Raw genomic sequence first — 24,040 nt, 5'->3', positions numbered from 1 at the left:
CGATCCTTGATTAGGGTTCCTGAGTTCATCTACCGGTTCCACGGCGCCATGCCGCCTGCGTCGATCTCGTAGCGCGCCAGCGCCTGGGCATGCTTTTCCGGGTCGATAGCGGCGAGGGCCGCCGCGGCGATATGCCAGCGGTCCACCTCGAAGTAGCGCCGCAGCGCGCCGCGCGTGTCGCTGCGCCCGAACCCGTCCGTGCCCAGCGCCGTATAGGGCGCCTCGACATACGAGCCGATCAGTTGCGCATAGGCGCGCACGTAATCGCTTGCCGCCACCACGGGCGCAGCGCCCGCCAGGCAGCGTTCGACGTGGCTAGTGCGCCGCGCGGCGCTTGCATACAGGCGTTCGCGCTCCACTTCGCGCGCCTCGCGCGCCAGCTCCGAAAAACTCGTCACGCTCCAGATTTCGGATGCGACGCCCCAGTCGTTTGCCAGCAGTTCCGCGGCTGCGATCACCTCGCGCAGGATCGCGCCCGAGCCCAGCAGACGCACCACGGGCTCACCCTCGCCGCGCGCGCCGTAACGGCGCATGCCGCGGATGATGTCTTCGTATTCGTGCGGCTCCACCGATTCGTGCACGTAGTTCTCGTTCGTCACGCTCAGGTAGTAGAACTCGTCGTGCTGCTGCTCGAGCATGCGGCGCGCGCCGTGGTCCACGATCACCGCCATCTCGCCCGCGAATGCGGGGTCGTAGGCCCGGCAGTTCGGCACCGTGGCGGCCATCACGTGGCTCGTGCCGTCCTGGTGCTGCAACCCCTCTCCCGAGAGCGTCGTGCGCCCCGCCGTCGCGCCGATCAGGAAGCCCCGCGCGCGCTGGTCCGCCGCGGCCCAGATCAGGTCGCCCACGCGCTGGAAGCCGAACATGGAGTAGTAGATGTAGAACGGCAGCATCGCCACGCCGTTCACGCTGTACGAGGTCGCCGCCGCCGTCCACGACGAGACCGCGCCGGCCTCGGTAATGCCTTCCTCCAGCAGTTGCCCGTCCTTCGACTCCTTGTAATAGAGCATCGAGCCCGCGTCCTCCGGCTCGTAAAGCTGCCCCTGCGGCGAGTAGATCCCCACCTGGCGGAACAGGCTCGCCATGCCGAAGGTGCGCGCCTCGTCCGCCACGATCGGCACGATGCGCGGGCCCAGTTCGCGGTCCTTCAGGAGGTTCGTGAACACGCGCACGAGCGCCGTGGTCGTGGAGTTCTCGCGGGTGTCGGGCGCGAGCGCGAACTGCGCGTAGCTCGCGAGCGCAGGCACTGCGAGCGGCTGCGCATGCGTGGCGCGGCGCGGCATGTAGCCGCCCAGCGCGTCGCGGCGCTCGCGCAGGTAGCGCAGTTCCGCACTGTCTTCCGCCGGACGGTAGAAGCTCATTGCGGCCACCTGCTCGTCGTCGAGCGGCAGCGCGAAGCGGTCGCGAAACGCCTTGAGCGCGTCCACGTCGAGTTTCTTCTGCTGATGCGCCGTGTTGCGCGACTCGCCCGCCTGACCCATGCCATAACCTTTCTTGGTCTTGGCGAGAATCACGGTCGGGCGGCCCTCGTGGGCGGCTGCGGCCGCAAACGCTGCGTACAACTTACGGAAATCGTGACCGCCGCGCCGCAGACCATCGATTTCCGCTGGCGTCATGTGCGAGACGAGCGCCTGCAATTCCGGGTCGAGGTCGAAGAAGTGCGCGCGGTTGTACGCACCGTCGTTGGCGCCGAGCGTCTGGTACTGGCCATCCACCGTTGCCGCGAAGCGGCGCAGCAGCACGTGGTTGCGGTCGCGCGCGAAGAGCGCGTCCCAGTCCGAACCCCACACCACCTTGATGACGTTCCAGCCCGCGCCCGTGAACAGCGATTCCAGTTCCTGGATGATCTGGCCGTTGCCTCGCACCGGACCATCGAGACGCTGGAGGTTGCAGTTGATCACGAACGCGAGGTTGTCGAGCCCTTCGCGTGCGGCCAGCGAAAGCGCCGCAATCGACTCGGGCTCGTCCATCTCGCCGTCGCCGAACACGCCCCATACACGCCGGTGCGACGTGTCCGCAATGCCGCGATGCTCCAGGTAGCGGAGAAAGCGCGCCTGGTAAATTGCGCTAATCGGCCCGATGCCCATCGACCCCGTGGGAAACTGCCAGAATTCAGGCATGAGCCACGGGTGCGGATAGGAACACAGACCACCGCCGTCCACCTCCTGGCGGTAGCGGTCGAGCTGGCCGGCGTCAAGACGTCCCTCCAGATACGCGCGCGCGTACACGCCCGGCGCCGAATGCGGCTGGAAATACACGAGATCGCCCCTGGCGGTCCCGGTGTCGGCGCGAAAGAAGTGGTTGAAGCCCACCTCGAAAATCTCTGCCGCCGAGGCATAGCTCGCAATATGGCCGCCAAGCTCGCCGTAGGCCTTGTTGGCCTTCGCAACCATCGCCAGCGCATTCCAGCGGATGATGGAGGTAATGCGCTCCTCCATCGCGAGGTTGCCCGGATACGCGGGCTGGTCCTCAACCGCAATGGTGTTCTGGTACAGCGAGTACGGATGCGCCGCGGGCGAAACACCCAAGTGATTCGCGTGCTCGGCGAGCCGTTGCAGCAGGAAGGTCACGCGGTCCACGCCCGATACGCGTGCAACGGCTTCCAGCGCTTCGAGCCATTCGGCGGTTTCCTGCCTGTCGTTGTCGAGACCGTGTTCCGCATGACGCGCCAGCGCATCATGCAACACATGGTGAGGATCGGACTTCATGTCGTTTATCCGGTAGTTCGTCGATCACAGGCGGGGCTTGCATGAATGCAACCCATGCAATACCCGCCCCCAACTACTGCCCCGCGCATCGCACGGCGCCGCATAGTTATTCTGTATGCCTAACTGACTTCACGCAGGTTCCGGTTCGGGCGGCATGGCCTCGGCTACCACCCTTCGATACAGCCTTGCGCCGTAACCATCGGCGAGCGAGCATGCATTTGCTGATACTTGGCGCTGTAAAACACGAGCGGGCGACGCTGCGTACCGTGACGGACATACTCCAGTTCGCCGATGTAAAGCAGATGGTCGCCCGCAGGATGCACGTCCACGGCCCGCGCGACGAGTTGCACGAGGCTGCCCTCGAGCAGCGGCGTGCCTTCGTGCGCGCAAAACGGCAGTTCGAGATCGTCCTGCGGGCAGCCGCCAAAATGCGCGCTCAATGCCCGCTGATCCTCGGCCAGAATGTTGATGCCGAACCGCACGCCCTCCTCGACCCACTGGTTAAAGCGCGAACTCTTTCGCACGGAAACCAGCACGAGCGGCGGCTCCAGCGAAACCGACATGAACGCGTTCGCGGTCATGCCGGCCGGCTGACCTTCGACCTGGTAGGTCACGACCGTCACGCCCGTAGCGAACATGCCCATCGTCGCGCGAAGCACCCTGGCGTCGATCGCGGACTCCGCGCGCGGCTGAGTCAGTGCATTCATGATCAGACCAGCGGCGTGATGTTGTTCTCGACGCCGAGCAGCGCCTTGCCATACAACTCCAGCCCGATTGCCGGCAATCCCACCGCGTGCCGCGCCGCCGTATTCGAGTCGCGCCACCAGCGCTGCAACGGACTCGTCTCCGCGAAGCCGCCCGCGCCGTGTGCCCACAGCAGCGTATTGAGCGCTTCGGTGATGTAGGTGGTCACCATTCCCGTGTCGGCCCGCACGCGTGCACGCGTGAGAAGGTCGAGCGGCATGTCGTGACACGCGGCCGCGTCGATCTCGTCGGCCGCGCGAAATGCGCGCAGGTGCGCGTTGTCGATCTTGATGGCGGCTTCGGCAATCTGTGTCTGGAAGACGGTCGAATCCGTCTGCTTTTCGAACGATGTGTAGGCAATCGCCCGTTGCGGCGCTTTCTCGATGACGAAGCGCAGGGCCGCGCGGCCAAGCCCGAGTTGCGGGCCCGTGAGGATCAGCGCCGCAAACGGCACGAACGCGGCGCGGTAAGCCGCTTCTTCCTTGCACTCGGTCGGATATCGGCCTTCGATGGCTTCCATCATGTCGAGCAGACGATGCTCCGGCACGAACACTTCGTTGCCGACAATGCAGTTGCTGCCCGAAGCGCGCATGCCCGCGGTGAACCACGTGTCCTCGATCGACAGTTCCGACATCGGCACGAGCGCCAGATACTGCTTCCTGAACGCACCGTTGGCGTCGTGCTCGATCACGCCCACGGCGGCCCAGTCGGCGTGCAGCGAGCCGGACGAGAAGTACCACTTGCCCGAAATCACAAGACCGCCTTCCACGCGGCGCGATTGCGTGGAGGGCGTGAATACGCCCGACACCCGCGCGTCCGGATTGTCGCCCCAGACTTCGTCCTGCGCCTGCTGCGGGAACAGCCCCGTGAACCACGCGCACACGTTCGTGAGCGCCACTACCCACGCGGTCCCGCCACATGCCTCGCCGAGCGCCGCCGACACTTCCAGATGCGAACGCAGCGTGCCCTCGTAGCCGCCGTAACGCTTGGGCACCATCAATCGAAAGAGTCCCGCCTCGGCGATGGCGGCGATATTCTCCTCGCTTGCCCGGCGATTGCGCTCCGACTCCACCGCGTTCTTCATGAGCAACGGTTGAAGCGCTGTTGCGCGGCCAACCAGTTCATGGAGCGTCGGGCCGAACGTCGCGCGCTGCTGCACAGGCCACTCGGCGCCGATCTGTTCGTCCTGAAGTGCACACTCGCTCGTCATCACGTTCATCTTAGTCATCCTAATCACGTTGTCTGCCACGACACGGCAAGGTTCAAGCGCCGCGACCGGCGCGCGGTTCGCGCCCGCTCAGGCAGGGATGGGATCAGCGCATGGCGCGGCACCGTCATCGACAGGCCCGCACGGCTTAATGGTCGTCTCCCGGAATAATGAATGACATCAATGTCATTCTTAACCATGCGAGAAATATAGGACCACGCTAGCGCGCGCTCAAGCTATATTGGCCTCTCCTGGGGTTTCCTATAAGCCACCCGTGTCATTCTGACAAAACGTCATATACTACGAAAACGGTACTGCCCGCGTTTGCACGAAGGAATATGAAAGTCATGGACCACCGCTCCAAGATCGCCGAAAAAAAGCGCCTCATGATGCGCACGAAACTGATCGACGCAGCAACGCGCGTATTCGCCGACCATACGGGGCCCGCGCCCGTCATCGACGACGTGATCCGCGAAGCCAGGGTCTCGCGCGGGACGTTCTACAACTACTTCGATTCGCTCGATCAAGTGCTGGCCGCAATTGGCCAGGAGTTCAGCAACCAGATGATTACGGACATCCTGCCGGTCTACGACGTGCTCACGCAGCCGTGGCAAAGGGCGTCCGTCGGCTTTCGCGTTTTCCTCGTGCGCGCCCTGCTCGACCGTAAATGGGCCGGTTTCATGGCGCTTCCCGACGCGTGGCCGCACCACACGCTGCTCGCGAAATACATGGCGGCCGACCTCGAAAACGGCAGGCGCGCCGGGCAATTCCATTTCGACGAAGTCGCGGCCGCCACCGATTTCCTCATGGGCGCGACGTCCCAGGCAATCCAGTCGATCAGGCAGGGCGTGACGGACCCCAACGCCTACATGAACGCGTACACGCGCATGGCACTGGCAAGCCTCGGCTGCACCCGCAAGCTCTGCGACGAGGGCGTCGGCTTCTCGCTGTCCTACCTGCAGGACTGGGCCTCGGGCCGTCTCGACGTCAACAAGCCGCTTTGGGCGCTCAACATGAATTCGAAAGAAGGTCAGCTATTTCTCGACTACGCCGCAGGCTAGCTGCCTTGCAGCGGAATCGCCGTCGAATACATTACCTGCTTGAGCGCGAAACTCGAACGTATGCTCTTCACATTGGGAATGCGCGTGAGTTCGTCGACGATGAGCCGCTCCAGCGCCTGGGTGTCGCGCACCAGCACGCGCAGCAGATAGTCCGCGTCGCCTGTCATCAGATAGCACTCCATAACACCAGGTATGGCAACCACCGCTCGCTCGAACTCGTCCAACCCTTCGCGCCGCTGGTTTTCGAGCGAGATGTGAATGAAGACATTCACGTTCAAGCCGAACATTTCCGGGGCGAGAAGCGTGACGCGCTGCCGGATCAGGCCGGCGCGTTCCATTGCCCGCACCCGCGCGAGGCAGGGCGAAGCCGAAAGGTTCACGCGCGCCGCCAGTTCGACGTTCGACAGGCGCGCGTCCTGCTGCAGTTCGTTGAGAATTCTTATGTCGATTGCGTCGAGTTGCACCATTGCCTGTCCTGGAGAGTCGATTCGGCCGGATAGCGAAGCCGCGACATGCGCGCAGCCTCACAGCCTTGACGCCCAGGAGTGTAGCGCGTCGATGCGGTCCCATCCCCACTTTCTCCCGACGAATACGACCAGGGCAACGCCGCTTCGTCCGCAATTCGATGATATTTCGTTCCATGGAGCAGATGGTGTCGAATTGACGGGTCGAAAAGCGTGCTTCGCAGCATAAGTGCGCAGCAGATCGGGCTCTGTGCGGAAGTTCGTGCCGTTCAGGCGCTCACGCGCCTCGAAACCGCGCCGGTGCGCACGGTATGCCGGTTCATCGCCACGAGACCGATCAAGCCGATCGTCAGCATGACGGCGAGCACGCCGAAATACACGACACCGTTCGCCCCGCTCGCCTCCAGCAACACGCCGCCGCTCGACGTGCTGACAATTCCCCCTACCCGGCTGATGCCGACGCACGTCCCCAACGCGGTCGCGCGGTAGGTCGCCGGATAGGCGGTTGCCGCGAGCGCATAGATGGTCGACTGCGACATGCCTCCGCCGAGTCCCGCGAAGAACATGGCCGCCTTCACCTGCAAGGGCATCGTCACGCCGCCGGCCAGCAGGTAGGGAAACGCGACGGTCGCGACCCCTGTTACGACGATCGCGATCACAAGCAGGCTGCGCGAGCCCATGCGCGGCAGCATGACGCCGGACGTGAGCACGCCAAGCACCGCCGCGAACGTGTAGATCGACGTGCTTGCAATCGCGCTCCGCAGATTGAAACCGGCGCCGACCAGCATCGTGGGCGTCCAGCTTACATACGCGTACGCTGCATAGGACAACGTAAAAAATGCCGTCCACAGCCCGACGTTCACGCGCAGATTGGCGGGCGAGAGCAAACGCGCGCCCGCTCCGGCAACCGATGCGTCGGGCGTCGATCGCTCTGCGGACGCGCGCAGCGGCCCGATCTCGCCCCCGATGACCCGTTCGAGCCAGGCGCGCGCTTCGCTCTCGCGCGCCTGGCGCTTCAGAAATGCCAGCGATTCGGGCAGGTAAATGACGCCGAGAACCGCGGCGACGACCGTCACGCCGCCGCTCACGTAGAAAAGGCTGCGCCAGCCGAGCGCCGGGATCAGCCACGCGGCGAGCACGCCGCCGAGCGTGCCGCCCAGCATGGTGCCGATCGACATGAGCAACACCAGTTGCCCGCGCAACCGGCGCGGACTCCATTCGGAAACTAGCGCCATGGCGACCGGCACGGCAATGCCAAAGCCAATTCCGCTCAGGAAGCGCAACACGATCAACTGCGTCACGCCGGTGACCAGCGCGGAGGCCAGTGTCGTCAAGCCAAACGATACGACCGCGCCGATGAGCGTGCGCCGGCAACCGAGCCGGTCGGCCGTGAGTCCGCCGAACGTGGCGCCCACGGCCATGCCGACCAGCGCGGCCGCCAGCGCCGGCGCAAGCTGCGTCTTGACGATGTGCCATTCGCGCAGCAGCACCGGGCTCGCGAAGGCAAGCAACTGAACGTCCATCCCGTCGATGATCAGGACGATCAGACAAAGCGCGAAGATGAGCTTTTGCCGTCCACTCACGGCCCGGTTGTCGATCAAGTCGTCAAACATGGTGTCTCCTGCTTATTGTTGGATGGTGTCTTTCGCTGGCTACGACGCGTTCAGGGACTTTTGCAGCAGCCTCAGGTACTCCGGTTCGTCCGGGCGAACCGGCGCGAACTGGTTGAAGTGACTTGCATGCGCGGCGCGAGCGAGCGCCTTCAGATCGCCGGGCGCGTAGCCCAGTTCGGCGAGAGTCGTAGGGAGACCTAACTCATGCATCAACGCCGCGACGCCCTGCGCGAGCGACATCGACGATCTCAGCCCGAAGGCGGAACTGATTTGCGCAACCTGTTCAGGAGCGCCTTCGGCCGTGAATTCCAGCGTCGTGACAAGGCCAATGCCGCTCAATACGCCGTGATGGAAGCCCTGGTCGCTGCATGTGAGCGCGACGGCGTGCGCCGGCCCGAGCCCCATGCCGATGGCCACCCCGCCCGCATAGGCGGCCAGCGACATTCCCGCGCGCGCAGCGGTGTCGTCGCCGTCGCTCACTGCGCGCCGCAAATAAGCAGCCACGTGCGCGATTCCATCCAGCGCGATTGCCTTGCCAAGCGGGATGCTGCGCGACGAAAGATAGCCCTCGATGCAATGCGAAAGCGCGTCGATACCCGTCGCGGCCGTGAGCCGGGGCGGCAGACTGCGCGTGAGATTCGGGTCGAGAATGGCAACGCCAGGCACGAGATAGCGCGAGCTAATGCCAACCGATGCGGTGACCGCGTCCGGATGAATGCCCGCCGATGGCGACGCTTCGCTGCCCGTGCCCGCCGTGGTGGGAATCGCGATCAAAGGCGCCCCCGCATCGTGCGCCGCGCCGCCTGGGCCCATGTAATCGGCAACGGAGCCGCCATGCGTGGCGAGCAGCGCAATGACTTTCGCCGTATCGATTACCGAACCGCCGCCTAACGCGATGACGCCATCGCATCGTTCGCGAGCGTAAAGCGCCGCGCCGTTGTCGACGTCGGCGAAGAGCGGGTTTTCGGTCACGCTGTCGAACATCACGACCGACGCGGCCTCTGCGCACGCCGCAACCGTCTTCGCCGCGAGGCCCGCCGCCACGACGCCGCGATCGGTCACCAGCAGCGGCCGCGTGACGCCAAGGTCATGCAATTCGCTCGCGAGCGATGCAATCGAACCGGCGCCCGATAGCGTGCGCGGCAGAAAGAGTGCGCAGGCGCGGGCCGGATTCTGCACGGTCGTATTCAAAGTTGTTTCCTCGGATAGGTCGAGCCACGTATGCAGGCCGGTTTTCATCGGAGTGCGAATCCACACACCGGATTCAGGAAACTATGTGCGCTGATGTCATTCGAGCCTAGATGCCGGGTACGATGTGCCTATGCCGTGGCGACATAGGCGCATTGCGGCACGCGCGGGAGAAGGGATGAGGGATGAGGGATGGGGACATTCATGATTTCATTCGCCGCGAAATGACAGTAGGCTGGGCGCGCCCGGTTTTTCGGGCAAGGGCATTCATAGCGAGCCATGCGAGAGACCATGAAAATGCATCATTTGCGCGACTTGCTGGCCGTCGCGGAGAAAGGCAGCATCAACGCGGCCGCCAAACATCTCGGCGTATCGCAGCCTGCGTTGAGCCGAAGCGTGCGCGAACTGGAAAAGGAAATGGGCGCGCCATTGCTCGAACGCCAGGCCACGGGCGCGGCGCTCACGCCTATGGGAAATCTGTTCGTACGCCGCGCGAGCACGGCAATGAACGAATTGCGCCGCGCTCGCGACGAAATCCAGCAATTGCAGGGATCTGTGCATGGCACGGTGGTGGCGTGCGTTTCCTCAATGGCTCATTTGACGCTTCTGCAAGAGGCTTTGGGGCCGTTCACGCAGCGCTATCCCAACGTCGTGTTGCGTGTGATCGAAGGCGTGTTTCCCGTGATCGACGCCCGCATTCGCAGCGGACAGGTCGACTTCTATGTGGGCCCCGCGCCCGAAAGCGGCACCGCGCCGGGCTTGCAGCTCGAGACGCTCTTCGCCACGAAGCGCGTCGTACTCGCGCGAAAAGGGCACCCGCTGGCGCGCGCGCGTTCGCTGGCGCAACTGACCGAAGCAAGCTGGATCACGACCTCCGTGACTTCGCAGGCCGAGAAGGAGTTTTCCGGCGTTTTTTCCGGCCGCGGCCTCAAGGTGCCCAAGCTCGCGCTTCAAACCGAATCGGCGCTTAGCTGGATTACCGCGATACTTTCGACGGACATGCTCGTCATGGTTCCGCAAATGTGGCTGGCGTCGCCCCTTACGAAGGATCTGACCGTGGCCATTCCGATCGAAGAGACACTCGCGGGCGCGCCGATGTCGCTGGTCCGCCGCAGCAGCGTGCCGTCCACGCCGGCCAGCGAGTATCTTTGCGATTTGCTGCGGCGAACCGCCAGCCGCATTGTTGCGGCCGAGGCCTAGAACGATGTCGCGAGACCGATGCGCAACGCGGTCTGCCGCGAGGAAGACGACTGCGACAACCCGTTGATCCATGCATTGGCGCCCTCGTCGCCACCGGCCTGTTGAAACACCGCGGTGACATAGACATCGGTCCGTTTGGACAACCAGTACTGAACGCCGGCGGTCACCTGGTTCGCCTTGTTGTGACTCAGTTCGGCGTTGCCTTTCATATACTGGTAGTTGATGCCGGCCAGCCACGCCGTGCCGAACCATCGCTGCAGGCCTGCCTGCACGACCCAGATCTTCGCACCCGTCAAGGTGTTTTGCGTATCGGTGAACAGTACGCTGGCCGTCGTATCGGCGAAGAAGTACTTCAATCCCGCGCCATAGTTGCGAATGCCGTCGAGCCCGTTGTTCATGGACGGATAGCGGCGATCGAGGTAGGCCAGCGCCGCAGAGAATCCACCCGTCTGCAGATTGAGCGCGAACGACATTGCGCGGTTGGCGCTGAAATCGCCCGCTACGCCGCCGAAGCTGTACTGCGCCGCCGCGGAAACGCCGTGAAAAATGGGCGAAACGTATTTGACGGAATTCGGAATGCCGCCCGCGCCAAGCTGATCGAATTCGAACGATCCGGTCGGATTATTAGTAATACCAAGCTTTGCGAACGGACCTTGCCGCAAGTTGAACAGGCCACCGTACGTAAACGCCGCGTCGTAGCCGCCAAAAACCAGGCTGTCCATCATGACGCTGTATTGATTGCCGAACGTCAGCTTCCCATAGTCGACGTTGTTCAACCCCACCAGCGCCGTCCGGTTGAACAGCGTGTTGGGGGCAATCAACGCGCCCGTGCTCACGCTGAATTGCGAAATCATCTGAAAGATCGCGGACGTACCTCCGCCCAGGTCTTCCTTGCCCAGAAATCCAAATACGCTGGGAAACTGTATTGAGTCCTGCACCGCCACTTGATGCCCGCCGTGCACGTTCGTGACATAGGTGATCCCCTCGTCGACCATGCCAAAAAGCGTGACGCTGCCTTGCGCGTGGGAACTCAGGGAAATGCACATAAGCGATATCGCGGACGCGATTCTTTTCATACCGTCTCCAATCCAGATTCTATTTTTAATATGAAATTCGTGAGCGCCCGAATTACAGCAATCGTGCTGAACGCAGGGCAAACGCGAGTTGTTCAAGCTGAAATGCAAGTCCCAAACGATGAAAGTCGATGCAGTGGCCGGCGCATCGATAGAGCGCGGCGTCCACATGCGGCGATGCAGAGAACGCGGCGCCGAATCCGGCCACCTGATCGGCGTCCGTGATCCACAGGCGGTCGAACTCGCCCTGCCGGTAATGCACGGGCACCTGAACGCGGCTCGCGATGTCTCTTGCGGAGCCATGCCACGTCGTGACGATGTCGATCAGTTCGGCGCGCGGCACGGGCGCATCGGCTACGTGACTGCGGCTGGGCATATCCGGGGCAAACGTCCACTCGGGACCGAACATGACCTGATCCTTCACTTCCGCGGGCAGATCGATCATCGGAATCTGCGGCAACGCCGACCAGTGATCGAGGCTTTCCGGCGGCGTCACCAGACCCACGCCGGAGACCGCGATGCCGACAAGCGGCCACGCGGGCCGCCGCGCGGCAATCGAGACCGCGATTGCGCCGCCGATCGAATGACCCACGAGGAACAGGCCGCTGCGGCCCGCGCCGTGGCGTTTCCAGACTTCGCCCAATATCGCGTCGAGCCGCTCGGCATTGCCCGCGACCGTGGCGTTTTCAGGTGTGAGCGGTGTCGTTTCGCCGTAGCCCGGGCGGTCCAGTGCGATGATCGGCAAGCCGAGCGCGCCCGCGTGGTCGATCAGCGAATAACCTGGCACATCGAAGTAAGCCGACGAATACGTTCCGCCATGAAGCGCGACGATCAACGGGCTCTCCACGGCGTGCGGCGAAGCGCCCACGCCGCGCATGCGTCCCGAGACAGTCAGGTCGCCAGCCCGTTCGACGAACGGGCCGTCATGCGCCGCTTCACGGCTCCCTCCTGCGTTACTGGTCATGCTCACGTCTCCATTTTATTAGCGCGCTTTTGAAGCCGTGGCTGTCTCCTCCCGGCCACGGCTTCGCCCATTATTGGAGTCGCCCAGGCTCCACGCCACATGACAAAACAGGCGTCGCTATATCAAGGTTGCATAGCAGCCGCGGCCGCGCTTCAATGCGCGCGAGGCACGAAGTCCTGCGTGATCTGCTTGTATTCGAGGAAGTCTTCAACCGAGGCAAGACCGCCCAGGCGTCCCGATCCGCTGGCCTTGAAGCCGCCTTCCTCGAATTCGACCGCGAGGTTCGCCCAACTGTTGATCGAAACAAGACCCGCATGCAGGCGCCGGGCCACGCGGACAGGACGATCGACATCGCGACTCCACACGCAGGCGCTCAGGCCGTATTCGCTGTCGTTCGCCATGTCGATGGCCTGCTCTTCCGTGTCGAAGACCTGCAATGTCTGCACAGGCCCGAACGTTTCTTCGCGGGCAATGGGAAGCGACGGATCGTCGATTTCCAGCAGCGTCGGCAGGTAGAACGCGCCGCCCGCGAGCGCCGGGTCCGATGACGGGCCGCCGCGCACCACGACGCGAGCACCGGCCGCAATCGCCGCTTCGACCGCGGCATCCACGCGCTGCACGGCCGCCTTGTCGATCAACGGGCCCATCTGGCTCGACGCATCGCGCGCGGGACCGGCGCGTACCGCGCCCAGGCGCTCCGCGAGCGCGCCCTTGACCTTTTCGGCAATCGCGCGGTGCACGAGCACGCGGCTGCCCGTCATGCAGAACTGCCCCGCGAACACGGTGCAGGACTTTTCGAGCACGGGCAGCGCGGCGGCCAGATCGGCGTCGTCGAAAACGAGGTGCGGGGTCTTGCCGCCCAGTTCCAGGCCCACGCGCTTGAAGCGCCCGGCAGCGGCGCGCGCAATGGCGCGCCCGGTCGCCGTGCTGCCGGTGAAGCTGATCGCCGGCACGCGCGGCGAATCGACCAGCAGCCGCGCGCCGCCCGCCCCCGATTCGATCACGATGTTGACCACGCCCGCGGGAATCTCGCTGACGGTTTCGACGATGCGCGCGATCAGCGCCGCCGTTTGCGCGGCCTGATGCGGCATCTTGACGACCGCCGTACATCCGGCGGCCAGCGCCGGCGCGAGCGCGCGTATGCATAGGTAGGCGGGCGAATTCCACGGAACGATGAGGCCAGCGACGCCGACTGGCTCGCGAATCGACATCGACTGCTGCCCCGGGCGCGTCTCCAGCACGCGGCCGAAACCGTGCATCGAAAGGCCGACGGCAAAGCGCAGCGCACGCGCAATGAGCGATGCCTCGAATGTCGCTTCGGGCCGGATCTTGCCGTTCTCGGCGCACAACGTTTCGATGACCTGATCGAGCCGCGTCTCGAACGCGTCCGCCAGATGGCTCAGCGCCGCGGCCCGGCGGTGCGCATCGTTGCGCCAGCCGCTGTGCGCGAACGCCTCGCAAGCGCAGTCGATCGCCTTCTGCATCGTTTCGGCCGAAGCGTCGTGGAAATATCCGATGACGTCGCCTGTCGCGGGATCGATGCTTTCCCGGCGCGGCCCCTCGGCAAGCCATGCGCCGCCGATCCAGTGTTGTGCGTCGTGTTCTGCTCGCATTGCAGGTCTCCTTGTGAATCCGGTTCGATTGGTCGAATGGTTCGCCAGCGCTGTGGCTGCCTCTATCAGCCGGCTTGCGCGGCGTCGTTACGCGCGCCGTCACGGGCAACGCGAGCGAAGAGGCGCGCCGCATTGCCGCCTTCGACCGCGCGCAGTTCGGCGTCGCTCAGGCCCACGTCGCGCAGCCCGGCTAGCGTCGCCTGCATGCCATGTTCGGGGACGAACGGAAAGTCCGTGCCGAGCAGCACGTTGGCGGGCGTGACGAGTTTGAGCAGCGCGGCCATCGAGATGGGGTTGGCGGAAATCGCCGTGTCGTAGTACTGGCGACGCAGAACCGGCAGCACGCCGCCGGGCACCTACCGCGCCAGTTGCTTGTCGAGCGAACCCAGCAGCGCCATGCGCGTCGCGAGGTACGGCACCGTGCCGCCGGCATGGGAAAAGATGAAGCGAATGTCGGGGCAGCGGTTGAACGTACCCGAGAACAGCAGGCTCGCCACCGTGCGCGTGGTGTCGTGCGGGAACTCGATCAGCGAGTCGGGCTGGTCCGGAAGCAGGCCGCGATTGCAGGCGCACGAGGTGGGATGCACGTAGACCACGGCCTTGCGGCGATTGAGTTCGTCGAATACGGGCGCGAAGTCCGCGTGACCGAGATAGCGGTCGTCGTAGTTCGTCATGAGCCCGATCCCGTCCGCGCCGAGCACGTCGAATGCGTGATCGATTTCCTTGCGCGCCGCGGCTGCGTCCGGCAACGGCAACGCGGCAAGCGCGCCGAACCGTGTGGGGTGATCGGCCACCATCTGGGCCGCGAATTCATTGCAGGCGCGCGTGAGACGCCGCGTCTTCGTCATGTCGGGCATCCACAGCGGCGGCGCGGACACCATTGCCGTCGCGATGCCTTGCCGGTCCATGGCGTCGAGCGAGTCGGCCACTTTCCACTGCGGCGCCACGCGATTCGGCGCGGGTGCGCCGATGGCCGCCTCGCCCATGGTTTGCCGGAAGACCGGCGGGAGAAAGTGATGATGCACGTCGATCCGCTGCGCGGGACCCGTTGCGGGCGCGGCCTGCGCCATGCCCGGTATGGCCCGGCTCGCGAGCACGCCCGCCATCATCAGGCCGAGCTTGCGGCGCGCGGGGCTCGCCACCGCGCCCGGCTGCGCATGACGCTGTTCTTCGGTGTTCCGCATTTTTCCCAGCCCTCTTTATACAATTGCAAAAGCAACTAAAATCAACCGAAAGGCAGCGAAATTAAATCTCATAATGGTTGGTTTTGCAACCTTTCAGAGGCTGTGCAATGCCAGGAATTACCCGAATGAAGCGAGAAGGCGGCAGACGGAAAACGCAACGGCCGCCTATGTCGAACCCGCTATGTCGAACCCGCATAGGAGGCGCACGATTCGCATCTATGCGCCGCGGGCAAGCCGCGCGAGACTGAGGGCTGACCCGCGCCGATCAGGGCGCCCGCACGAGGAAACCGCCGATGAAAATTATCTGCATCGAAGAACATACGATCGATCTGCCTGTGGTCGAAGCCGCCCGGCCCGCGACGCTCGCCGAGGCGCCCTATATGGCCGACTGGGGCGCGCGGGTGAAGGACCGGCCCGATAGTTTCGGCGACCGTCTTCCGCATCTGCAGGACCCGCTTTCGGCCGTGGGTCTCGCGCGGGACATGGGCGCCGGGCGAATCGCCGAGATGGATAAACACGGCATCGACATGCAGGTCGTGTCGTACAGCAGCCCTTTGCAACTCGCGCCAAAGGAACAGGCCGCGCAGCTTGCGCGCGACGCGAACGACCGTCTCGCCGCCGCCAGCCGGGCAAACCCCTCGCGCCTGGCGGGCTTCGCGACGCTGCCGTGGCAGCATCCCGAAGCCGCCGCCGCGGAACTGGAGCGATCGGTCAAGGAACTGGGGTTCGTCGGCACGCTGATCGTCGGGCGGCCCGGCGAAACGTTTCTCGACGACCCGCGCTACGAACCGGTGCTTGCGAAGCTGAACGAACTGCAAGTGCCGATTTACGTTCACCCCGGATTTCCGCTGCCGCAGGTGCGCGAGCCCTATTACGGGGGGCTCGAGAAGGAGGTGAGCGCGCGTCTTTCGCTGTTCGGATGGGGTTGGCATCACGAGGCGGGCATCCAAGTGATACGCATGCTGCTCGCAGGCGTTTTCGAGCGCTTTCCGCAGTTGCGCGTGATCAGCGGGCACTGGGGCGAGATGGTGCCGTTCTATCTGCAACGGATGGACGACATGCTGCCGCCCGAGGTCACGGGACTTTCACGCACTATTTCGCAGACCTATCGAGACCATGTCTATGTCACGCCGAGCGGCATGCTGAATGTTCCGCACTTCGAGTTCGTTCATAAGGTGGTGGGCGCGGATCGCATGATCTATGCGATCGACTATCCTTATCTGACCATGACGGGCGCGCGCGCTTTCCTTGAGCAACTCAATATCAGCCAGGAAGACAAGGAAAAGATCGCGTACCGTAACGCCGAAGAATTGCTGCGGCTGTAAATAGCTCGCGGCGCGTGGTGAAAGAGGAGTGCTAACGAACCCTCACTGCCCCGACACGCGCCGCAATAGCGCCACGCCGTTCGCGGGCCACGCGTCGCCGCGCCAGGCGACGTGCTGGTCGGGCCGAATCAACGCGTAACGCGCCTGATACAGATCGGGCAGATCCGCGTGCCGCGGCGCGAGCGTCACGACCGGAACGCCGGCAATTTCCGCGTCGCGGCGCGCTGCTTCGACGGTACGCTGTTCGTCATCGAGTAAGGCGCCTTCATTTGCGGGTCCCGTGATCAACAAGGTGTACCCCTGCCCGAAGCCATCGTAAAGCGAAGCGCGATCTTCGAGCCAGACGTGCGGCGCGAGATGTCCAGGCCGCGCACAAGGTGCGTAGCCGTCGCCCGGCGCGGCGCGCGCCTGCTCCACTTCATCGGGCGCAACGAGGCTCGACCCTTCGTAGTGATACCCCAGCACGACGCGCGTGTTCATGAATTCGCGCGCCTTCATGTGCCGAATCTGCTCGCCCGCCTCGCGCCTGACCTGAACGCCCGCAGCGGATGCGTCTTCGATGCCATCGCGCAACAGATGCCCGCTCAACGTCGCATGATTGGCCACGGCTTCGTTCATCACGAAGTCGTGCACCGGGCGGCGCTCCGCTTCATAGCTCGCCAGCAAACCTTCTCCGCCCCAGCCTTGCAGAACGGCCGCGAGTTTCCAGCCCAGATCGACGCCATCCGCGATGCCCATGTTCATGCCATAACCGCCCATGGGCGGATGCAGGTGACACGCGTCGCCCGCGAGCAGCACGCGTCTGTCGCGATAGCGGTCGGCGATCAGGCGGCTTGCCAGCCACTCATCGGTGCTCAGGATCTCGTAGTCGAGATCGATGCCCGTCGCGCGGCGGATCAGGCTGGCGGCTTCCTCCTTGTTCAACTGAAAGCCGTCGGGCACAGCAGTGGGCATGAAGAACCATCTGTCGTTATCGTCCATCGGACCGATCAGGCTGGGCACGTCGGCATTGACCTGCCAGTACATGATCGCCGGGCCGTGGCGGTGCGCGGCGGCAAGGCCTGGCGCACGGAACACGACGTTGTAGTTGCGCGATAACCCGTACTGTCCTTCCATCTTCGCGCCGATGGCGTTGCGCACGGAGCTGCGCGCGCCATCGGCGCCCACGAGAAACTCACTCGATATGCAGTGCGTTTCTCCCGTTACGATGTCGCGCACCTGCGCGCGCACGCCCGTTGCGTCCTGCGCGAACGACGACAATTCGCTGCTGAAGCACACCGTCACATCGGGCAAGGATTGCGCATGCGAGCGCAGCACTTCCTCCAGCAAATATTGGGGAATCCACTGCCCATGTTCCGAATAGTGCGCGTTGCGCCCGGGACTGCAATCGAGCGCGTTTTCGAATTTCGCTAGCAAGGGTCCCGCCAGCCGCGTGACGAAAAGCACATGCGACGGGTAATCCAGTCCCAACGGCGAAACGGCGGCGAGTTTGTCCGCGATGCCCCAACGGCGCAGGTGTTCGCGCGTACGGACATTGGTTGTCTTGGCGCGCGGCGCGTAGCCCACCCTGTCGTTACGCTCGACCACGACGCACGGAATCCCGCGGCTGCCCAGTTCGATAGCCAATGCGAGGCCGGTCGGGCCTGCGCCGACAATCACTACCCTGGTGTGCATGCCCGCCATCATCTCGTTGTCTCCGTTATCGACAGTCGCCTGCGCGTTGCTGCGCGGAACACACTGTGCGGCAAGCCGCAAGGGGCGGCCAGATGCCGGGGTTTGGGACGGTATGCGTGGGATGCATAGGGGGACGCACGGGAATCAGCGCGCGCAACGTCATTCGATGTCCGCCATGGCGTGCGCAAATGGGCGTACCGTGACGGCCCAAAACACCAGCGCCAGCAAACTCACGGCCGCACCCAGTACACACACGCCGTGCCAGCCCGCCGCGGCATAAGTCGCCGTGGCGCCGATCGCGCCGAGCCCGCTGCCCACCGCATAGAAAAGCATATAAAGGCTCACGAGCCGGCCATGCAACTGTGCGTTGCCGCGGAAAATCAGGCTTTGATTGGTCACGTGCAGCGCCTGGCCGCCCAGATCGAGCAATACGATGCCAGCCAGCAGTAACCACAGCGAGTGACGCATCATCGAGAGCGGCCACCACGCCAGCACCAGGAGCAGCAGCGCGCCGGCACTGGTGCGCTGCCCCCAACCCCGGTCGGCCCATTGCCCGGCGCGTGCGGCGGCGAGGGCGCCCGCCGCGCCGGCGATGCCGAACGCCCCGATCGCCGTGTGAGAAAAATTGTAGGGCGGCGCGCTCAACGGCAGCACCAGCGCGCTCCAGAAAATATTGAAGGTCGCGAACATCAGCAGCGCGAGCACGCCGCGAATCTGCAGCACGCGGTTCGAGCGCAGTAACGCGAGCATCGAAACGATCAGCTTCGTATAGTTCATCGTGTTGGGCACGCCACGAGCAAGACCCGGCAGCCGGCGCCACAACGGCACGGCAAGCGCGAGCATGACTGCGGCCGCGCAGCCATACACGCCGCGCCATCCGGCCACGTCGCTCACGGCGCCCGCGAACACGCGGGCCAGCAGCAGGCCGATGAATACCCCGCCGCCCGCCGCGCCCACCACGCGCCCACGCTCGCCGGGCGCGGCGGCTGCGGCCGCATAGGCGATCAAGCCCTGCGTCATGGCCGTGCCCAGCATGCCGACACCCAGCATGCCAGCCAGCAACACCGGAGTGGACCGGGCGAGACTCACCACGGCCAGCGCGCCAAAGAGCGCCAGTAATTGCGCGACCATCAGGCGGCGGCGTTCCACCATGTCGCCAAGCGGCACGAGCAGCAGCAGCGCCAGCGCGCAGCCAGCCTGCGTCGCCGTGATCACGCCGCCGACGGCAGCGCGGGTAATGCCGAAATCGCGCGCCAATGCGTCCAGCAAAGGTTGCGCATAGTAGACGTTGGCGACGCTCAAGCCGCTGGCGGCGGCGAACAACAGCACGATGCCGCGCGGCATCGGCGCGCGCGGCCGGGCTTGAGCGTCGCCAGTCAGGGTCGCCAGCGCAACGGGATCAGCGTCCATGATCTTCAATCCAGTTTCAAAACAAAACCGGTTGAATGGTATGCCGACTGGTTTTAAAATGCAACTACGTGAGACGCATGGTTTTCGTCGGCGCGTACTCGATAAAAGGGGGAAATCGCCATGGCAAGCCGCACATCTCCGAAGAAGGAGACCTGCCCCGTTGCGCGCTCGGTGAACGTGATCGGCGACCGGTGGTCGCTCATGATCCTGCGCGATGTCTTCGACGGCATTTACCGCTTCGGCGACATTCAGCGCAATCTGGGCGTGGCGCGCAATATTCTGTCCGGCCGCTTGAGCCATCTCGTCGAGGCCGGCATTCTCGAAACGCGGCCTGCCTCCGATGGCACGACCTATCAGGAGTACGTACTAACCCGGAAGGGCGAAAGCCTCTTTCCCGTGATCGTCTCTCTTCAGCAATGGGGCGAGCGACATCTGTTCGAACGCGGCGAGCGACATTCGTGGTTGATCGACAAGGCAACGGGCAAGCCGCTCCTTCCCATGTTTCCGCAGACACGCGAAGGGCACGCGCTCACGCCTCACGACACCGTGGTCAAGAAACCTGCCTAGCGCCGTTGCGGGAAACGAATGGCGGCGCGGCCGCCGGGGAGGCCGCGCCTGGCCGCCTTACACGGCCGGGTCGATGGGCGAAGGCGGCGCGCCGCGCTCTTCGATCGCCTTGCCCGCCAGCAGGCACAGGTCCTCGCGGAAATGCCCGGCGACGATCTGCACGCCCACCGGCACGTCCTTCACCATGCCCGTCGAAACGACGAGTCCCGGCAAGCCCATCGCGGGCAATGCGCGCATGGTCAACTGGGCATCCCACACGCGCTGGAAGCCCGCCGCGCCCTCCATGTCGAGGTTATCGGGGAACGGCAGTTCGCCCGAAACCGGCAGCAGCAGCACCGGATATTCCGAAAGGAACAAGCGCCATGCGCGCGTGAGCGTCGTGCGGCGCACGAGCGACGGCACCACCACGTTCTCGGGCATCGCGGCGACTTTGGCGCGAACGCCGTCCACTACCGCTTGCGCGCCCGGGTCGCCGTCGCGCGCCACGGCCTCGGCGAGCGCGGGGAAACCGTCGCCGAGCCACAGACGCTCCTGCACTTCGCTTGCGTCGTGCAGCAGCGGCACGTCGTCGATCTGCTCGACCGTCCAGCCCGCGTCCGCGAGTCGCCGGGCGGCGTCGAGCAGCGCGTCTTCGACCTCCCTTGCGATGCTCATGCCGCCAGGACGCAGGCAGAGCGCCGCGCGCCGGGGCACATCGGGCCCGACGAGCGGCGCGGGCGCCCACCACGGGTCGCGCAGGTCGGGCGCCGCAAGCGCCGCGAGCGCCACGCGCAAGTCCTCGACGGTACGCGCCATCGGGCCCGCGCCCGACATCATCTGCGCGCCGATCGGCCGCTCGGGCGACGACGCGTTGAACGCCGGCACGCGCCCGAAGGTGGGCCGCAAGCCATGCACGCCGCACGCGTACGCGGGGTAGCGCACCGAGCCGCCGATGTCGGTGCCGAGCGCGATCTGGCCGATGCCGGCCGTAACCGCCGCCGCCGCGCCGCCGCTCGACCCGCCCGGCGTGAGCGACGCATTGCGGGGGTTCTTCGTGTGGCCATGAACCTGGTTGCTCGTGAACCAGCGCAGCGCGAAGGTCGGCGAATTGGTGCGACCGAGCAGCACGGCACCGGCGCGCACGAGGTTGTCGACGGCCGGGCTGTTCGCCTGCGCGATCAGATCTTTCTGCACGCGCGCGCCGTTGGTCGTGGCGAAGCCCGCCTGGTCGACGTTGATCTTCGTGGTGACGGGCACGCCCGCGAGCGGCCCCGGGTCTTCTCCGCGCGCAATCGCCGCGTCGATCCTGTCGGCCTGCTCCAGCACCCATTCGGGCCGATAGTCGATCACCGCGTTGATGAGCGGATTGACGGCTTCGAGGCGCGCGAGTGCGTCCTGCGAAGCTTCGCGTGCGGACACCTCGCGCGCGCGAATCCGTCTGGCGAGTTCAGTTGCGGTTAAACGCCATAGTTCAGTCACGGTCCCTCCGGTTCGTTGGCAAATCAAAATGAGTAGTTGTTCAGGCGCTGGCCGATAAGGTCTCGACGCGCTGCCTGTCGCGCAGTACGGCCAGCGCGAGCGCCGCGAGTCCGCACGCGGCGATGAGCGCGAGCAGCGCGGCCCGGCCGCCGTGGACCAGCACCCAGCCGCCGACGGTCGGAAACCCGAACGCGCCGACGAAGTACGCCGCCACGAACCACGTGAGCGCGGCGCGGCGGTGCGCGGCGACGGAGTCGTTCACGGCCTGGAGCTGGACGATCGGGTACGCGAGTCCATACCCCGTGCCCAGCAGCACCGCGGCCGCCGATTGAAACAGCACGTGAAACGGCACGACGAACATCGCGGCGCTGCCGAGCACCATCATCGTGAGCAGCACTTTGGTCGCGGTTTCGGAGCGCAGCTTGATGACCACGCGCGAGAGCAGCCAGCGCGAGGCGATGACCGTCACCGTATAGACGCTGAAGAAGGTGGTCGCCTTCGCCTCGGTGCCTTGCACGAGCGACATCTGGAACGTCATGAGGCCCGAGAACACGCAGCCGCCGAGCGCGATGATGACGATGGGATACACCGCGCGCGTGCGGGCGATCGCACCCGCTTTCAGGAGCCACGGGTCGGGCGAGTCCGGTTCCTGCGCCGGGCCAGCGGAGCGCACGTGCGGCGCCAGCCGGCCGAATAGTTCGAGCAGAACGGCCGCCAGCACGCACAGGCCGCCGATCGCGTAGAGCACGCCGCCAAGCGGCATGCGCCAGAAGCGGATCGCAAACCCCGCAATCGCCGGGCTGCCGCCGATGCCCGTCATCTGGATGGTGGCGAAGCGCAGAAACCAGCGGCCGCGCTCGGCGTCGTTCGTGCGCTCGGCGAGCGCCATGGGCGCGGCGAGACAGAACGCGCCCCAGCCGAAGCCCACGAGAAAGCCGGGCACGACGTCGACGCTGCTCACGTGCTCGACGAGCGCGAAACTCACCACGCCCGCGCCCACGCAGAGCGCGGCGAGCGCGGCCATGCGCGCCGCGCCCACATGCTGGGCAACCCAGCCCGTGAGCGAGACGCCCACGAAGGTGCCGAGCGCTGCGCCCGCGAGCGCCACGCCGGTGTTGATGTCGTTGCCGCCGATGGCGCGCACGTGCATGGAGAACAGGAACGTCGCGCCATAACCGGCCGAGGCGAGCAGAACGCCGGCGAGCATGATGAGGGCACTGAATGGGCGCACGGCAGGACTTCCGGACGATGACGGAAGTGTGCAGATTAACAGTCCCTGTACCCAGCGCTGCATTCAGGTGCTCCTCGGCCGCTCGCGGGGCAAGTTACTTCGCGTCCTGCTGTACGTGCTGCGCCGCGTCGATGATCGCGTCCGCCACCGCCTTCGGCTGGCTCACCATCGAGACGTGGCTGCCGTTCACGCGCGTCACCTTCGCGCCGATATGCTTCGCCATCGATTCCTGCAGCGCGGGGTCGATCATGCGGTCGCGCGTCGCCACGACGAAATACGAGGGCTTGTCGTGCCATGCGGCCTGCGTGACCTTCTGCGAGAGGCAGCCGCTGAACCACGGGCCCTGCGTGGCCGCCACGATGCGTTGCTCGACGGGCGGCAGATCGGGGGCGAAGTCCTGGTGAATCGCCTTGTCGGAAAGCGTCAGGAAGCCCGCCGAATCCTTCTGCAACTCGCTCGCCCACGGCGCGGGCGGCTGGCCCTGCGTGACGTCGGCGATCGACTGGCCGCTGTCGGGCGCGAACGCCGCCACGTACACAAGCGACTTCACCTTCTCGTCGTTGCCGGCTTCGCTGATCACGACGCCCGCCCACGAATGGCCGACCAGCACCACCGGGCCCTTCTGCTGCTCGATCACGCGCTTCGTCGCGGCCGCGTCGTCGGCGAGCGAGCTAAGGGGGTTCTGCACGGCGACCACGTGCAGGCCGCGCGCTTCGAGCAGCGGAATCACGCGGCTCCAGCTCGAACCGTCGGCGAAGGCGCCGTGCACGAGCACGACATTGGTGCCTTTCAGGTCCTGCGGCGGCGCGGCGTGCGCCGGTTGCAGCGCGAAAAGGCCGCCGAGGAGCGCTACGGAGGTGAAAATCTGCTTGATCGAAGCCATCGTTTATCTCTCTTCTCTTATCGGGTCGTTGGGTGGATCGGAAGTCGGGTAAGGCGGATTACGAATGCGCGTAGATGGGGCCGAGGCCGGGGATATCGTCCTGCGGGGCGCGCGCGGCGTGGGGGTGGCCTGCGGCCGTCGTGGCGTTATGCGATGCGCCCGCATCGGATGACCCCGCCGTCATGCCGCCGTACGACGCTGCGCCGGCTTGCTGGGCGACCTGCGAGGCTTCCACGCGAGCCAGCGCGGCCTGGATGTTGCGCGGGTATTGGGTTTCGTCGGCAGCGGGGTTGTAGCCGGCGTTCTGCAACTGCACGAGTTCGGCGCGCACCTGGGCACGCGTGACGGGCTCGTTCGACTGAGCGAACGAAAGCGCCGGGGCGGCAGCGAGGGCAGCAACGGCGAGGAGCTTGAGGGCTTTCATGACGTTCTCCAAAGATGAGGTAGACAGCTTTCCGGGTCGGTTCAGCGCG

General features: G+C 65.2%; 19 protein-coding genes and 1 pseudogene. 4 read left to right on the top strand and 16 right to left on the bottom strand.

What is annotated here, in order from left to right; genetic code table 11:
• Positions 1-29 precede the first annotated feature (29 nt).
• The 3 genes from mdeB to U5768_RS01360 form a co-directional block, all read right to left on the bottom strand.
• The gene (gene mdeB, locus U5768_RS01370; protein ID WP_415913838.1) at positions 30-2,717 is read right to left on the bottom strand and encodes an alpha-ketoglutarate dehydrogenase; all 2,688 of its coding nucleotides are present in this window, start codon (positions 2,715-2,717) and stop codon (positions 30-32) included.
• Between the two features lie 155 nt (positions 2,718-2,872).
• Positions 2,873-3,415, bottom strand: a complete 543-nt coding sequence (locus tag U5768_RS01365) for a flavin reductase family protein (RefSeq protein WP_322028583.1) — start codon at positions 3,413-3,415, stop codon at positions 2,873-2,875.
• Between the two features lie 2 nt (positions 3,416-3,417).
• Complete coding sequence (locus U5768_RS01360; protein ID WP_322028582.1) at positions 3,418-4,680, bottom strand: acyl-CoA dehydrogenase family protein; 1,263 nt, start codon at positions 4,678-4,680, stop codon at positions 3,418-3,420.
• A 326-nt stretch (positions 4,681-5,006) separates the two neighbouring features.
• On the opposite strand from U5768_RS01360, the gene U5768_RS01355 reads away from it, so the two are divergent.
• Positions 5,007-5,720: a TetR/AcrR family transcriptional regulator gene (locus U5768_RS01355; RefSeq protein WP_322028581.1), complete on the top strand. Its 714-nt coding sequence runs from the start codon at positions 5,007-5,009 to the stop codon at positions 5,718-5,720.
• Here the strand turns inward: U5768_RS01355 and U5768_RS01350 are convergent.
• The 3 genes from U5768_RS01350 to U5768_RS01340 all read right to left on the bottom strand — a co-directional run bounded on the left by U5768_RS01350 (position 5,717) and on the right by U5768_RS01340 (position 8,988).
• Positions 5,717-6,187 carry an Lrp/AsnC family transcriptional regulator gene (locus U5768_RS01350; RefSeq protein ID WP_322028580.1) on the bottom strand — a complete coding sequence of 157 codons (471 nt, stop codon included), beginning with the start codon at positions 6,185-6,187 and terminating at the stop codon, positions 5,717-5,719. The two genes, U5768_RS01355 and U5768_RS01350, sit on opposite strands and share 4 nt — an antisense overlap.
• A gap of 266 nt (positions 6,188-6,453) precedes the next feature.
• Positions 6,454-7,797: an MFS transporter gene (locus U5768_RS01345; RefSeq protein ID WP_322028579.1), complete on the bottom strand. Its 1,344-nt coding sequence runs from the start codon at positions 7,795-7,797 to the stop codon at positions 6,454-6,456.
• Positions 7,798-7,836: 39 nt separating this feature from the next.
• Complete coding sequence (locus U5768_RS01340; protein WP_322028578.1) at positions 7,837-8,988, bottom strand: iron-containing alcohol dehydrogenase; 1,152 nt, start codon at positions 8,986-8,988, stop codon at positions 7,837-7,839.
• A gap of 288 nt (positions 8,989-9,276) precedes the next feature.
• Between U5768_RS01340 and U5768_RS01335 the strand changes: the two genes are divergently transcribed.
• Positions 9,277-10,185, top strand: coding sequence for a LysR substrate-binding domain-containing protein (locus U5768_RS01335; protein WP_322028577.1), 909 nt, complete (start codon positions 9,277-9,279; stop codon positions 10,183-10,185).
• On the opposite strand, the gene U5768_RS01330 is transcribed toward U5768_RS01335, so the two are convergent.
• The 4 genes and pseudogenes from U5768_RS01330 to U5768_RS01315 form a co-directional block, all read right to left on the bottom strand.
• Positions 10,182-11,357, bottom strand: coding sequence for a porin (locus tag U5768_RS01330; RefSeq protein ID WP_322028576.1), 1,176 nt, complete (start codon positions 11,355-11,357; stop codon positions 10,182-10,184). The two genes, U5768_RS01335 and U5768_RS01330, sit on opposite strands and share 4 nt — an antisense overlap.
• Positions 11,314-12,222: an alpha/beta hydrolase gene (locus tag U5768_RS01325; protein WP_322028575.1), complete on the bottom strand. Its 909-nt coding sequence runs from the start codon at positions 12,220-12,222 to the stop codon at positions 11,314-11,316. The genes U5768_RS01330 and U5768_RS01325 overlap by 44 nt, the downstream gene beginning before the upstream one ends.
• Positions 12,223-12,374: 152 nt before the next feature.
• Positions 12,375-13,835, bottom strand: a complete 1,461-nt coding sequence (locus U5768_RS01320; protein WP_322028574.1) for an aldehyde dehydrogenase family protein — start codon at positions 13,833-13,835, stop codon at positions 12,375-12,377.
• Between the two features lie 65 nt (positions 13,836-13,900).
• Positions 13,901-14,905 (bottom strand): annotated as a pseudogene (locus U5768_RS01315) (amidohydrolase family protein).
• A 407-nt stretch (positions 14,906-15,312) separates the two neighbouring features.
• Here U5768_RS01315 and U5768_RS01310 point away from each other — a divergent pair.
• Entirely contained in the window at positions 15,313-16,344 is a 1,032-nt protein-coding gene (locus U5768_RS01310; protein WP_322028573.1) for an amidohydrolase family protein, read from the top strand.
• Between the two features lie 42 nt (positions 16,345-16,386).
• On the opposite strand, the gene U5768_RS01305 is transcribed toward U5768_RS01310, so the two are convergent.
• Together U5768_RS01305 and U5768_RS01300 are read right to left on the bottom strand one after the other, a co-directional pair.
• The gene (locus tag U5768_RS01305) at positions 16,387-18,018 is read right to left on the bottom strand and encodes an FAD-dependent monooxygenase (RefSeq protein ID WP_322028572.1); all 1,632 of its coding nucleotides are present in this window, start codon (positions 18,016-18,018) and stop codon (positions 16,387-16,389) included.
• A gap of 159 nt (positions 18,019-18,177) precedes the next feature.
• Entirely contained in the window at positions 18,178-19,362 is a 1,185-nt protein-coding gene (locus U5768_RS01300) for an MFS transporter (protein WP_322028986.1), read from the bottom strand.
• A gap of 186 nt (positions 19,363-19,548) precedes the next feature.
• Here U5768_RS01300 and U5768_RS01295 point away from each other — a divergent pair, with 186 nt between their 5' ends.
• Complete coding sequence (locus U5768_RS01295; protein WP_322028571.1) at positions 19,549-19,995, top strand: helix-turn-helix domain-containing protein; 447 nt, start codon at positions 19,549-19,551, stop codon at positions 19,993-19,995.
• Between the two features lie 57 nt (positions 19,996-20,052).
• Here U5768_RS01295 and U5768_RS01290 read toward each other — a convergent pair whose 3' ends face one another.
• From U5768_RS01290 to U5768_RS01275, 4 genes are all read right to left on the bottom strand, one after another.
• Positions 20,053-21,453 (bottom strand): amidase family protein, encoded by a 1,401-nt coding sequence (locus U5768_RS01290; RefSeq protein ID WP_322028570.1) that lies wholly within the window; start codon positions 21,451-21,453, stop codon positions 20,053-20,055.
• Between the two features lie 40 nt (positions 21,454-21,493).
• Positions 21,494-22,684, bottom strand: a complete 1,191-nt coding sequence (locus U5768_RS01285) for an MFS transporter (protein ID WP_322028569.1) — start codon at positions 22,682-22,684, stop codon at positions 21,494-21,496.
• A gap of 94 nt (positions 22,685-22,778) precedes the next feature.
• Positions 22,779-23,567, bottom strand: coding sequence for an alpha/beta hydrolase (locus U5768_RS01280; protein WP_322028568.1), 789 nt, complete (start codon positions 23,565-23,567; stop codon positions 22,779-22,781).
• A 58-nt stretch (positions 23,568-23,625) separates the two neighbouring features.
• Entirely contained in the window at positions 23,626-23,991 is a 366-nt protein-coding gene (locus U5768_RS01275) for a DUF4148 domain-containing protein (protein ID WP_322028567.1), read from the bottom strand.
• Positions 23,992-24,040 lie beyond the last annotated feature (49 nt).

This window comes from Paraburkholderia sp. J76 (assembly GCF_905220295.1).
Taxonomy (GTDB): Bacteria; Pseudomonadota; Gammaproteobacteria; order Burkholderiales; family Burkholderiaceae; genus Paraburkholderia.
This window is presented reverse-complemented; position numbering and strand designations above follow the sequence as displayed.